The sequence below is a fragment of the Prosthecobacter sp. GW821-HT29F12 genome (assembly GCF_058803405.1).
Map to the genome: position 1 here is coordinate 5,859,936 of NZ_CM179517.1, position 11,830 is coordinate 5,871,765.

The 11,830-nt window shown below is 61.1% G+C and carries 11 protein-coding genes and 1 pseudogene; 5 read left to right on the forward strand and 7 right to left on the reverse strand.

What is annotated here, in order from left to right:
• Window positions 1-11 precede the first annotated feature (11 nt).
• The 4 genes from AC3RLQ_RS24395 to AC3RLQ_RS24410 form a co-directional block, all read right to left on the reverse strand.
• On the reverse strand, window positions 12-914 hold the full coding sequence (locus AC3RLQ_RS24395; RefSeq protein ID WP_493031254.1) for a hydroxypyruvate isomerase family protein: 903 nt from the start codon (window positions 912-914) through the stop codon (window positions 12-14).
• Window positions 915-1,132: 218 nt separating this feature from the next.
• On the reverse strand, window positions 1,133-1,891 hold the full coding sequence (hisF, locus tag AC3RLQ_RS24400) for an imidazole glycerol phosphate synthase subunit HisF (protein WP_422321397.1): 759 nt from the start codon (window positions 1,889-1,891) through the stop codon (window positions 1,133-1,135).
• A 96-nt stretch (window positions 1,892-1,987) separates the two neighbouring features.
• The gene (tal, locus tag AC3RLQ_RS24405; RefSeq protein ID WP_493031255.1) at window positions 1,988-2,926 is read right to left on the reverse strand and encodes a transaldolase; all 939 of its coding nucleotides are present in this window, start codon (window positions 2,924-2,926) and stop codon (window positions 1,988-1,990) included.
• A 45-nt stretch (window positions 2,927-2,971) separates the two neighbouring features.
• The gene (locus AC3RLQ_RS24410; RefSeq protein WP_493031256.1) at window positions 2,972-4,120 is read right to left on the reverse strand and encodes a lactonase family protein; all 1,149 of its coding nucleotides are present in this window, start codon (window positions 4,118-4,120) and stop codon (window positions 2,972-2,974) included.
• A gap of 125 nt (window positions 4,121-4,245) precedes the next feature.
• On the opposite strand from AC3RLQ_RS24410, the gene AC3RLQ_RS24415 reads away from it, so the two are divergent.
• The 5 genes and pseudogenes from AC3RLQ_RS24415 to AC3RLQ_RS24435 all read left to right on the forward strand — a co-directional run bounded on the left by AC3RLQ_RS24415 (window position 4,246) and on the right by AC3RLQ_RS24435 (window position 7,697).
• A complete protein-coding gene (locus tag AC3RLQ_RS24415; RefSeq protein WP_493031257.1) occupies window positions 4,246-4,392 on the forward strand; it encodes a hypothetical protein in 147 nt (48 codons plus the stop codon).
• Between the two features lie 82 nt (window positions 4,393-4,474).
• Complete coding sequence (locus AC3RLQ_RS24420) at window positions 4,475-5,587, forward strand: D-TA family PLP-dependent enzyme (protein WP_493031258.1); 1,113 nt, start codon at window positions 4,475-4,477, stop codon at window positions 5,585-5,587.
• Window positions 5,588-5,879: 292 nt separating this feature from the next.
• The gene (locus AC3RLQ_RS24425) at window positions 5,880-6,344 is read left to right on the forward strand and encodes an EVE domain-containing protein (RefSeq protein ID WP_487681364.1); all 465 of its coding nucleotides are present in this window, start codon (window positions 5,880-5,882) and stop codon (window positions 6,342-6,344) included.
• Between the two features lie 147 nt (window positions 6,345-6,491).
• Window positions 6,492-7,358 (forward strand): annotated as a pseudogene (locus AC3RLQ_RS24430) (integrase core domain-containing protein); the annotation flags it as partial.
• A gap of 99 nt (window positions 7,359-7,457) precedes the next feature.
• Window positions 7,458-7,697 (forward strand): hypothetical protein, encoded by a 240-nt coding sequence (locus AC3RLQ_RS24435; RefSeq protein ID WP_493038753.1) that lies wholly within the window; start codon window positions 7,458-7,460, stop codon window positions 7,695-7,697.
• Between the two features lie 291 nt (window positions 7,698-7,988).
• Here AC3RLQ_RS24435 and AC3RLQ_RS24440 read toward each other — a convergent pair whose 3' ends face one another.
• From AC3RLQ_RS24440 to AC3RLQ_RS24450, 3 genes are all read right to left on the reverse strand, one after another.
• Window positions 7,989-8,573 (reverse strand): hypothetical protein, encoded by a 585-nt coding sequence (locus AC3RLQ_RS24440; protein WP_493031259.1) that lies wholly within the window; start codon window positions 8,571-8,573, stop codon window positions 7,989-7,991.
• On the reverse strand, window positions 8,570-10,051 hold the full coding sequence (locus AC3RLQ_RS24445; RefSeq protein ID WP_493031260.1) for a sulfatase family protein: 1,482 nt from the start codon (window positions 10,049-10,051) through the stop codon (window positions 8,570-8,572). Before AC3RLQ_RS24445 ends, AC3RLQ_RS24440 begins: the two co-directional genes overlap by 4 nt.
• Window positions 10,052-10,140: 89 nt before the next feature.
• Entirely contained in the window at window positions 10,141-11,682 is a 1,542-nt protein-coding gene (locus AC3RLQ_RS24450) for a sulfatase (protein ID WP_493031261.1), read from the reverse strand.
• Window positions 11,683-11,830 lie beyond the last annotated feature (148 nt).

Here is an 11,830-nt window from a genome sequence, read left to right on the forward strand (position 1 = left end):
GAACGCGCACACTACGCCACCGTGCAGATCTGCACCCCCTGCTTCAGCGAGGCCAGTTTGTCCGCCCGTTTCGGAATGAACTCCTGTCCCAGATATCCGGTGTATCCCGTCTCCTGGATCGCCTTGATGATCGCGGGGTAGTTCAGCTCCTGCGTCTCATCAATCTCCGCCCGTCCCGGCACCCCGCCCGTGTGATAATGCGCAAAGTACTCATGATCCCGCCGGATCGTGGCAATCACATCCCCCTCCATGATCTGCATGTGGTAGATGTCGTACAGCAGTTTGAAGTGCGGCGATCCGATCTTCTTGCACAAAGCCACGCCCCACGCGCTGTGGTCGCACATGTAGTCCGGGTGGTTCACCTTGCTGTTTAAGAGTTCCATCACCAGCGTCACCCCCAGCTTCTCACACAGCGGCATCAGACGCTGCAGGCCCTTCGCGCAGTTCTCCAGTCCCTGCTCGTCGCTCATGCCATCGCGGTTCCCGCTGAAGCAGATCACCTGCTTGAATCCCGCCTCCGCGCTCGTCTGCAGCAGCGGCTCATACGCCTGCACCAGCAGGTCATGATGTTCCACACGGTTCCACCCTTTCGGGATCGGCCCCAGCTTCACTCCGCCCGGAGCTTCAATCGTCGGATAGCTCACCATCGCGCAGTGCAGCCCATGCTTTTTCACCGTCGCAAAATCCTCCGGATTCAGCAACTCCACCGACTCCAGCCCGATCTCCTTCGCCGCCACACAAAAATCCTCCAGCGGGATCTGCTTGTAGCACCACTTGCACACCGAGTGCCTCACCTTGCCTGCACCGGCCGCCGCCTTGTCCGCCGCCTCAACCTGCGTCCGCAGCATCGCCGCGATGGCACTGACACTGGCAAGAGTTCCGAACTGACGACGGGAAAGCGTGGATGGATTCATAGGCGCAGCCTACACGGACACCCCGCAAGATTCCAAGCACAGAATCACAGCTCGTAGTTCGGGCTTCAGCCCGTTCTGGACTTCTCACCCCTCGCCCCCACTACTTCCAAAGTGAAAACGACATTTTCACGAAGCATAGGCGCCTACCCAGCCTACGTATTGTAGTACCGGCTTCAGCCGGAATCCGGAAGCGTATGCGGCCGCTATAGCACCGCCTCCTACAGCCTCACCGGCACCCCACGCTCACCAAGATACTTCTTCACATCCCCCACGGTGTACTCACCAAAGTGGAAAATGCTCGCCGCCAGCACCGCATCAGCCTTCCCATCACGCAGCACATCCACCATGTGGTCAATGTTCCCTGCGCCACCGCTGGCGATCACCGGAATCGTCACCGCCTCGCTCACCGCTTTGGTCAGCCCGATGTCATAGCCATTCTTCGTGCCGTCCGAGTCCATGCTCGTCAGCAAAATCTCACCGGCACCGCGTCGGCACACTTCAGCCGCCCACTCCACCGCATCCAGCTCCGTCGCATTGCGGCCTCCATGCGTGTAAACCGTCCATGAGCCATGGGCATTGCGCTTCGCATCGATGGCCACCACCAGGCACTGACAGCCAAACGCATTGGCCGCCTCATCGATCACCTGCGGCGTCTTCACCGCCGCCGTGTTGATCCCCACCTTGTCCGCACCCGCCAGCAGCATCTCGCGCATGTCCGCCACGGTGCGGATGCCACCACCCACGGTCAGCGGCATGAAGCAGCTCGCCGCCGTGCGTGCCACCACATCCACCATCGTCTTGCGCTCCTCATGGCTCGCCGTGATGTCCAGAAACACCAGCTCGTCCGCCCCCTGCGCATTGTACACCTGCGCGCACTCCACCGGATCGCCGGCATCACGCAGTTGCAGGAACTTCGTGCCTTTGACGACACGGCCTTCCTTCACGTCCAGACAGGGGATGATGCGCTTGGTCAGCATAATGAAAATGGGATACGCCGAAGAAATCAAAAAGGGAAAAAATCAGAGAACTTCTTCTCCGATTTTTTCTCCTCGTTTCCTTCTTTCGGCTCAGTCTCAGCCCAAAGCCGAAGCCACCATCGTTTCCAGTTTCACGATGTCCTTCGCGAAGTTGCGGATGCCTTCAGCGGTCTTTTCAGTCGCCATGGCGTCTTCGTTGAACAGCCAGCGGAAGGTCTTCTCGTCGCTGCCTATCTTCTCGATCTTCAGGGACTTCGCGTTTGCAGCGTTGAGCTTCGGCGTGATGGCGTCTTCGCTCGCAGCCAGTTCACCCAGCAGGCCCGGGCTGATGGTCAGCAGGTCGCAGCCGGTGAGTTCAGTGATCTCGCCCTTGTTGCGGAAGCTCGCACCCATCACCTCGGTCTTGTAGCCGAAATGCTTGTAGTAGTTGTAGATCTGCGTCACGGACTGCACGCCTGGATCTTCCGCACCGGCGAAATCCTTGCCCGTGCTCTTTTTGTGCCAGTCAAGGATGCGGCCCACGAAAGGAGAGATCAGCTTGATGCCGCCCTCGGCGCAAACCACCGCCTGCGCGAGGCTGAAAAGCAGCGTCAGGTTGCAGTTGATGCCTTCCTTCTGCAGCACTTCAGCGGCTTTGATGCCTTCCCACGTGGAGGCGATCTTGATCAGGATACGCTCGCGGCCGATGCCAGCCTTCTCGTACATGCTGATCAAATGACGCGCCTTGTCGATGTTGGCCTGCGTGTCGAACGACAGGCGGGCGTCCACTTCCGTGGAAACACGACCGGGGACGATCTTCAGAATCTCAAGACCAAAGGCCACCACCAGGTTGTCCATCACGGCGTCCACGCCGCCGGATTTGCCATCAGCCACAGCTTTGTCGAACAGCGACTTGTACTCAGCCTTCTGCGAAGCCTGGAGGATGAGGGAAGGATTGGTCGTGGCGTCCTGGGGCTTGTAGGCCTTCATGGCTTCGAAGTCGCCGGTGTCGGCCACTACCACGGTGTGCTGCTTGAGCTGATCGAGCTGGGTCATAGTCTGGGTTTTTTTGGGGGGTATGAGAGTAAAGGCAGTGGCAGGTTAATCAAGCGCAAGGAACCGCACGCAGATGCTCCCCGGGACGTTCACCTTGGTGCCGGTAAAGGTGAGCTTGCCGCTGTCCTGGTCCACCTTGAAAAGCGCCGCCGTGGCGCTGTCCTGATGCGCGGCGATCAGCCACTTCCCAGTCGGGTCCAGGCAGATGTTCCGGGGGATCTTGCCTTCCACAGGCACGTTTTGCAGCAGCGTCAGCTTCCCGGTGGCAGGGTCACAGGCAAACACGGCGATCGTGTCGTGCGTGCGGTTGGAAACATACACCACGCGCCCATTCGGATGCGCCACCGACTCCGCCGTGCTCAGGCCCTTCAGGCCACGGTCCGCTTCCGGCAGCGTGGAAACGGTTTCCACCTCGGTCAGCGCGCCCTTTTCCGCATCATAGGCAAACACCGTCTCGGACATCCCCATCTCGTTGTTCACAAAGACAAACTTCCCGCTCGGGTGAAACGCCAGGTGGCGCGGCCCGCCGCCTGCCGGTGTCTTGGCAAAGGGCGGGTCATTCGGCGTCAGCTTACCGCTGGCCGTGTCCACCTTGTAGATCAGCACCTTGTCCAGCCCCAGGTCGCAGGCGAAGGCAAAGCGATTGTCCGGGCTGAAGTTCACCGAATGCGCATGCGGTCCTGCCTGCCGCTTCGGGTCCGCGCCTGAGCCCTCATGCTGGAAGAAGCTCACTTCCGGAGAGACTGAGCCGTCCTCCTTGATCGCATAGGAGCTGATGCTCCCGCTGCCGTAGTTCGCGATCGTCGCCACCTTTCCTGTCTTGTCCACGCTCACATGGCATGGGCCCGCTCCGGTCGTCGCCGCCTGATTGATCAGCGTCAGCTTCCCGCTTTTTGAGTCGATCCCAAACGCGCTGATCCCCCCTGCCTTCTTGCCATCGGCCTTCGTCACGTCCCCGCAGGCATACAGATACTTCTTCGACGGGTGGATCGCCAGGAAGCCCGGATTGCCTGCCTCCACAGCGAGCTGGGGTTCCGTCAGTTCTCCAGTCGCGGTGTTAAACCGGGAGACGTAAACCCCCTTGCTCCCATTCTTGGCATTGGTGCTGGTACCAAAGTACACGAGGAAGTTTTCCCCGGCGATGGCGGTGGTGGTGAGGGCGGCAAAGGCAAAGGCGATGGAGGCTCGGGTCATGGTGCCCCGATGCTGACGGCGTGTGGCTGCCCGGTCAAGCCCTCACTGCGCCTGCTGCATGAACGGATTTCATCCCGTCAATTTGTTAGCTTGCTCCTTCATGAGGACCGCGCATCTTCCGTGCCATGAAACCGTCCCTGTTTCTTCTCGCCGCCCTATTGTTGATCCTCCCTGGCTGCAGCGGCTTCCAACCCATCAAGTTGGAGCACGATACGGATAAAGAGAAGCCTCTCGACTACCGCGAAGGCGACTGGATTCCAAAGAACACCTAGCCCGGCGCCCGCCGTCAGCTCAAAATCCAGGTGATGAGCGCATTTGACCGCGCCCGCCGTCCTCGCCACGGTGTGCTCACATATGCAACCCGCCTGGTTCCACGTCGAAAACGAAGCTGACATCCCATCGCCTGCGCTCCTCTTCTACCGCAAGCGCATCGAGCACAATCTGGCCCTCATGCTCCAGATCGCAGGCAATCCCAAACGCCTGCGTCCTCATGTGAAGACCCACAAGACGGCCGAGGTCATCGCCATGCAGATCCGTCTTGGCATCACCCAGTTCAAGACCTCCACCATCGCCGAGGCGGAGATGTGCGCCGCCGTTGGCGCCACGGACGTCCTCCTCGCCATGCCCTGCGTCGGCATCAATGCCCAGCGCCTCGGCGATCTCGCTGTCAAGTTCCCCGACACCCAGTTCTCCAGCATCGCCGACTCCGAAGAGGTCATCACCTTCCTCGCCTCCGCCGCCCAGCAGCACAATGTCACCCTCGGTGTTTACATCGAAATCGACTGCGGCATGGGCCGAACCGGCATCGTCCCCGGCGATGAGGCCGCCATGCTCGCTCATGTCCTCAAGGACACCCCTCGTCTCCAGTTCCGCGGCATCCATTGCTATGACGGCCACATCCACGACGACAGCCTCGACGTCCGCCGCGAGCGCTGTGACGCCGCCTTCGAGTCCGTCCTCCAGTTCCGCTGCCGCCTCCAGGGGGAGGGCATCATCGTCAAAGAACTCGTCGCCGGCGGCTCCCCCACCTTCGGCATCCACGCCGGCTATGAAGACCGCACCCTCAGCCCCGGCACCACCGTCCTCTGGGACTTCGGCTACGGAGACAAATACCCCGCCGATCTCCCCTTCCTGCCCGCCGCCGTCCTTCTCGCCCGCGTCATCAGCAAGCCCGGCGTGAACCGCCTCACCCTCGACCTCGGCCACAAATCCGTCGCCCCCGAAAATCCCCACCCCCGCGTCCGCTTCGAAGAACTCCCCGACGCGGTCGCGGTCATGCAGAGCGAGGAGCACCTCGTCCTCGAAACCGAGCGCGCCCACGAATTCACCATCGGCCAGGCCCTCCACGGCATCCCCCGCCACGTCTGCCCCACCGTCTCCATGCACGGCGAAGCCTACATCATCGACGGCTTCAAAACCACCGAACGCTGGCCCATCACCGCCCGCAACCGGCTGATCACCGTTTGAGCCACGTGGCACTTTTTCGTTCGTGGGATGGGTGTGGCGACAGCCCGCCCGTCTCTGAACGCGTGATAAACACACGCCCGCTGCAGTAGTCCGGCCTCATGAACGGTTTCGGTGTTTTTTTAGACACCATCACACCGCGAACCCAGCGTGAAGTGGTCCTCACATTCCATGTGCGGTTCGGCGGTCTTCAGCAAACGACGCCATCGAACCACTGATCAGCTCCCATTGATCGGGCCATCTCTAACTTGCCTTTCCCTTTCCGTGTATTCCGTGTATTCCGTAGGCCATCCTCATGCACCACTGGCTCCTCAAATCCGAACCCGACGTCTTCTCCTTCGACCACCTGAAGCAGCGTCCCAAAAAGACCGAGCCCTGGAACGGCGTGCGCAATTACCAGGTCCGCAACATGATGCGCGACCAGATGAACGTGGGAGACCTCGGCTTCTTCTACCACTCCAGCTGCGACGTCCCCGGCATCGCCGGCATCGTGAAGATCGTCAAGGAAGCCTATCCCGACCATACCCAGTTTGACCCCTCCTCCGAATACTTCGACAAGGGCAGCAAACGCGAAGACCCCCGCTGGCTCATGGTCGATGTGAAATGGGAGGCCGACTTCAAAACCTTCGTCACCCTCGACATGCTCCGCGCCGACCCCAAGCTCGCCGACATGCTCATCCTCCGCCGCGGCAACCGCCTCTCCATCACCCCCGTGGAAACCAAACACTGGGACCGCATTTGCAAACTCGGCGGCCTGTAGATACAGGCCCCGCAGGTAGGGCGGGCTGTCCCCAGCCCGCCGTCGCCGGAGCCCAGAGCATCCGGTATGTTCCGGGCACGTTGGTGACACTTTCTCCCGGGGACATGGGTGACAGGGTGACTGATGCCCTGGAACCAAACAAACGAGATGAAGGAACGGTTGAAGATGATCGGCGAGTATTTGAGCGGCGGCTATGGGCCAGCGGAGCTGGCCCGGCGATACGGCGTGAGCCGCAAGTCCGTCTACAAGTGGATCGCTCGCTACGAGCAGGCAGGAGCGGAGGGATTGCAGGAGCGATCCAGCGCACCGCATCACCATCCCAACGCCACGGAGTTGGAGGTCGTCGAGCATATCCTGCGGCTCAAGGCTCGCTGGCCACACTGGGGCGCGCCAAAGCTTCTGGCACGGCTGCAGCGCGAGTCTGAAGCGGGGCCGCATCCTGCGGAGAGCACGGTCAGCGACATCTTGCGCAGGCATGGGCTGTCCAATTCGATCAAGCGACGCGCGCATGCCAGCGCAGTGCCCAGCAGCCAGCCGCTGGGGCATGCACGTGCACCCAACGAGGTGTGGTGCGTGGACTTCAAGGGATGGTTCCGCACGGGCGATGGCAGCAAGTGCAGTCCACTGACGCTCACCGATGCCAGCAGCCGTTACCTTCTGCGCTGCCAGTGCCTGGGCAGCAAGACCGGAGGGCCGCTGGTGCAGCCCATCATGATCAGCGCGTTCCGGGAGCATGGGATGCCGTGCGCGATACGCTCGGACAACGGGCCGCCCTTTGCCAGCCGCACGCTCGGCGGGCTCAGCGCACTGAGCGTGTGGTGGTTGCGGCTGGGCATCAGGTTGGAGCGCATCGAGCCGGGCAAGCCGCAGCAAAACGGACGGCACGAGCGCTTTCATCGCACGCTGGAACAGCACACCGCATCACCGCCAGCACGAACGCTCAAGGCGCAGTAGCGCTGCTTTGACGAGTTCCGCCGCGAGTACAACCACGAGCGCCCGCACGAGGCGCTGGGCCAGACCACACCTGCGGAACACTACAGGCCATCGAGCCTTGAGTATCCTCAGCGACTGCCTGATGCGCGGGAGTTCCCTGAGGAGTGGCACCGGCGCAAAGTGAAGCCAGGAGGCACGATCAAGTGGAGCGGCCATGAGGTGCATCTCACACAGGTGCTCAGCGGCGAAGATGTGGGGCTGGAGCCGGTGGGAGACGGGCGCTGGGCAGTGTGGTTCCAAGACCTTGAGCTGGGCGTTTTTGATGAGCGCACCATGAAGGTCAAAGGGCATAAAAATCTGCCAAAACAGGCTGGGGCCAAGCCACGTGAAGCCGAGGATGGGAGGGGCGGTGTTTTGTGAGCCTGCGCTACGGGCGTCTTCCCGGCTCGGCTGAGGCCTCGCTCGGAAAGCCACCCTGCGCGCAGGCTCACAAAAACAAGGTGCTGCATGCGCTTGGATGAGCCGCCCCAGCCATAAAAAAGTGTCACCTATGTGCCCGGGAGAAAATGTAACCCTTGTGCCCGAGTGCACAGACCCGTATCTTTTTCTTCGGGGAGAGGGTTGGGGTGAGGGGAGTAGCTTTGTGCCCGCACGATGGCATGAGCCAAGGGGAGTGGGCTATAAAATGATGTGAAACGCGCCAGAGCCCCCCTACTTCTCCACCACCATCTCCGTCACGCTCACCGTGCCGTAGCTGAAGCCCACACTCAGATTCGTCTTCGCACGCGCAATCGACGCATGCTCATACGTCTTCGTAAAATCCCCGATCTTCACCGTGGCCTTGCTGCCGCGCAGCTCCACACGGATCTTCGTCCACGCATCCGTCTTCAGCACCACCGCCTTCTCATTCCCCAGCGAGATCGATTTATGGTCCTTCTCCTCCGGCGGAAACGCCCGCACTCCCATGCCTGCCTGGCTGAACACCAGCCGAAACACATGCCCCTCCGCACCGTTCGCCGTGAAGACAATCATCTTGTTCGCCGCATCCGGCTTCACCGCGAAGTGGATGGCCGCGTCCGTGTAAGCCAGATCATAAAACAGGATCGGCCCATGATCCTTGTTCTTCTTGAACAGCGCATCATCCTGCGTGCACGTGGCGCAGCCTTCCGCAAACTTCCACTCACCTCGCGCGGCACGGCGGGTTTCAAAGTTCGGCAGCAGAAACTCATCCTTCAGCAGCGGCGCATCTGCCGCGAAGGATGCAGTGGCGAGAAAAAGACACAGGGCGGTCTTCATGGCAGTGTCTTGGCGATCTTGTTAAACCCTTCGCGCACCGTGCCGTCAGCACTGATGAGCGGCTGCGGATGCTCCACCCGTCCCAGCTCACGCACACCCGGCGCATCCTTCGTCTTGTCTCCCAGGTCCGCCTTCATCGTCTCCGCGTGCTTCTCCAGCTGCGCCACGATGTCGGCATGCTCAGCCGCCACATTCCTCGCTTCGCCGATGTCCTCGTCGAGATTGTACAGCTCCTTTTTGCCCAGGTGCAGCTTCCACGCTCCGCTGCGCACCGCCTGCAGGTTGAAGCCCGCATAGTAATAAAACACATCGTGCCCGCTCGCACCCTTCTGGCCCAGCAGCACGGGCGAGATGTCTTTGCCGTCCAGCGTTAGCGCTCCCACGCTCTTGCATCGCGCCAGCGTCCCAAAAGTCGGCAGCCAGTCCATGTGCGCGGTAATCTCATTCGTCTTCGAACCCGCCGCGATCTTCCCCGGCCACCACGCGATCGTGCACACGCGTATCCCACCTTCCAGCGTGCTGCCCTTGCTTCCGCGCAGCGGCGTGTTGTCCGCGCCCTGATTGAGCGGCCCGCCATTATCGCTCGTGAAGATCACCAGCGTATTCGCGTCCAGCTTCAGCTCACGCAGTGTGTCCAGCACCTGTCCCACAGACCAGTCCACCTCCATCGCCCAGTCCTTCTGCAGGCTGATCCCCGATTTGCCCATGAAATCCTGATGCGGATAATGCGGGAAGTGCACCGCGTTGTGCGGCAGATAAAGAAAGAACGGCTTCTTCTGATGCTCGCGGATGAACTTCACCGCACGCTCCGTGTAGCGCCGGGTGAAGGTGTGCTGCTGCTCCGCCTTCACGCGCTCCACCACGTTGTGGTTTTCGATCAGCGGCAGCGGCGGCTGCGCCGGTCCCTTGATGCCCGTCTCCGGCTCAGCATCGGCCTTGGCAGCTCCTTGTTTGCCTTTGCCCTTGGCTGGCCCTTTCGGCAGCGGCTGGTCAGGATTGCTCTTTGATCCCTCCGCTCCCGGCCCCATGTCATTGGAATAAGGAATGCCGTAGTAGCTGTCGAAGCCCTGATTGGTCGGCAGAAATTCCGGCTGGTCGCCCAGATGCCATTTGCCGATGCACGTCGTGGCGTAGCCCGCGCCCTTCAGCACCTCGGCCACCGTGGTCGCCTCGGGGCTCAGTCCCACCGCCGCCGCCGGAAACAGCACATGCGGCACTGGCAGCACCCGCTTCGGGTAGCAGCCGGTCATCATCGCTGCGCGGGAAGGGGTGCACACCGGCGCCGCATAGTGGCTCATCAGCTTCATCCCCTCCTGCGCCATCCGTTCGATGTTGGGCGTGGAGATCTTGGCACCAAACGGACCGATGTCCGCATAACCAAGGTCATCAATGTTGATGAGCACAATGTTCGGAGTCTCGGCTGCGAAGGCGGAGTGCAGCAGGGTGAATGACGAAAGGAGGAGGAGCAGGGGTTTCATGGGCCGATAAAGAGGATGAAGGGAAGGGGGATGGGGAGAGGTCAAGGCGGTGCTGGATGCACGAACCCTGGCCACCTTGGATTGCACGGTCACTTCTTGGCAGCTTTGCCGCCCTGCGGATCCACCAGCTCAGGCGCATACATCACATTCCCTTGCGGAATCTCCGGCGTCTTCCCACTCGCAGGATACGTCGTCTTCACGATGCCATGCAGCTGCTCAGCCAGCTTCGCCTGCACTTCAGCCTGCTCAGGTTTGTCCGCCAGATTGGTCAGCTCCTTGGGGTCCGTCTCATGATCGTAGAGCTCCTTGCCCGCAGCACCTTCGTTCCATTCGATGTAGCGCCAGCGGTCCGTGCGCAGCGCATAGCCAAAGATCCGCTTCCCATCATCGCCCTTCGCAGCACTGGCGCCCATGCGCTTGAAGCCCCCTCCGCGCACCACCTGGCTCAGCACCCAGCCGCGACCCTTGACCGTCGGGTCTTTCAGCATTGGCACCAGGCTCTGCCCCTGAAGATTCGCGGGAGCTTTGACATCACACAGCTCCGCCAACGTTGGGTAGAGATCGATCAAACCCACGGGCGCATTGGCCACCACACCCTTCTTGGCCCCAGGCCCGGCGATGATCATCGGCACCCGGGCACTCTCCTCAAAGAGGCTCTGCTTCTGCCACAGCCCATGCTCACCCAGATGGTACCCATGGTCACTGGTGAACACCACGATCGTGTTTTCCGCCAGTCCCAGCCGGTCCAGCGCATCCAGCACCTTGCCCGCCTGCGCATCCATGAAACTGATCGCCGAAAAGTACGCCTGCACCGCCTGACGCCGCAGGTCATCCGTCAGCTTGTCCTGTTCCTTCTTGTAACTCCCCAGCGCAGGCACAGGCAGGTCCGCCTGATCCTCCTTCACCCCTTGCACCACCGGCATCTCCGCCTCCGGGTAACCCTTGAACCACTTCTCCGGCGACACATACGGCGTATGCGGACGGAAGAACCCCAGCGCGAGAAAGAACGGCCGGTCCTTCTCCTTCGCACAGCGCTCCAGCACCCACTCCGCATCCTTCGCTTGAAGCCCATCCGTGTGCTTCTCATCCGGCCGCGGCGAGGCATACCAGCTCAGCGTCCCACCAAAGTTCCCGGGCAGGAGCGAAAAAATATCCGGATGCTCGATCAAGCGATCACAGCCCGCAGGGTTGAGCTCAAGCTCCCATGAGGCCGGGTCATCATGCCCATTCGTGCCAATCGAGTTCGGCACTCCATAGTGATAAAGTTTCCCGATGCGTGCGGCGAAGTATCCCTCCCTCCGAAAAGCCTGCGGCAGACTCACCGCGTTCGGGATCGTCTGGCGGAAAAGCTGGGAGTTGGTCAGGATCCCCGTGCTGTTCGGGTAAAGCCCCGTCAGTATCGAATTCCGGCTCGGGCCGCACAGCGGAAACTGGCAGTTCGCATTCTGAAACCGCACCCCTCGTGCCGCCAGCTTGTCCAGATTCGGCGTTTTCACCAGCGGGTGCCCATAGCACCCCAGGCTGTTATTGAGGTCATCCGCCATCATAAACAGCACATTCGGCCGCTGGGCGGCGTGAAGCTGTGAAAAGACGATAAGTGCGGCGGTGGCGAGAAAGGTAGGGAGTCTCATGCGGCCCGGTGAAACGCCCGGAAAAGACGCATCTTGCCAAACACTCAGATGTCGTCGCCGGAGGGCAGTGGCGAAATCCAAGATGGTTAAGAAGATTAAATTATCGGTTTTGCAGCTAAATAAATACTTTAGGCATCGGATTAAAAAT

Excerpts from the sequence above, each read along its gene's own strand:
- AC3RLQ_RS24450 (WP_493031261.1), bottom strand. The coding sequence starts at position 11,682 with ATGAGACTCCCTACCTTTCTCGCCACCGCCGCACTTATCGTCTTTTCA.
- AC3RLQ_RS24410 (WP_493031256.1), bottom strand. The coding sequence starts at position 4,120 with ATGACCCGAGCCTCCATCGCCTTTGCCTTTGCCGCCCTCACCACCACC.
- AC3RLQ_RS24395 (WP_493031254.1), bottom strand. The coding sequence starts at position 914 with ATGAATCCATCCACGCTTTCCCGTCGTCAGTTCGGAACTCTTGCCAGT.
- AC3RLQ_RS24445 (WP_493031260.1), bottom strand. The coding sequence starts at position 10,051 with ATGAAACCCCTGCTCCTCCTCCTTTCGTCATTCACCCTGCTGCACTCC.
- hisF (WP_422321397.1), bottom strand. The coding sequence starts at position 1,891 with ATGCTGACCAAGCGCATCATCCCCTGTCTGGACGTGAAGGAAGGCCGT.
- AC3RLQ_RS24425 (WP_487681364.1), top strand. The coding sequence starts at position 5,880 with ATGCACCACTGGCTCCTCAAATCCGAACCCGACGTCTTCTCCTTCGAC.
- AC3RLQ_RS24440 (WP_493031259.1), bottom strand. The coding sequence starts at position 8,573 with ATGAAGACCGCCCTGTGTCTTTTTCTCGCCACTGCATCCTTCGCGGCA.
- tal (WP_493031255.1), bottom strand. The coding sequence starts at position 2,926 with ATGACCCAGCTCGATCAGCTCAAGCAGCACACCGTGGTAGTGGCCGAC.
- AC3RLQ_RS24415 (WP_493031257.1), top strand. The coding sequence starts at position 4,246 with ATGAAACCGTCCCTGTTTCTTCTCGCCGCCCTATTGTTGATCCTCCCT.
- AC3RLQ_RS24420 (WP_493031258.1), top strand. The coding sequence starts at position 4,475 with ATGCAACCCGCCTGGTTCCACGTCGAAAACGAAGCTGACATCCCATCG.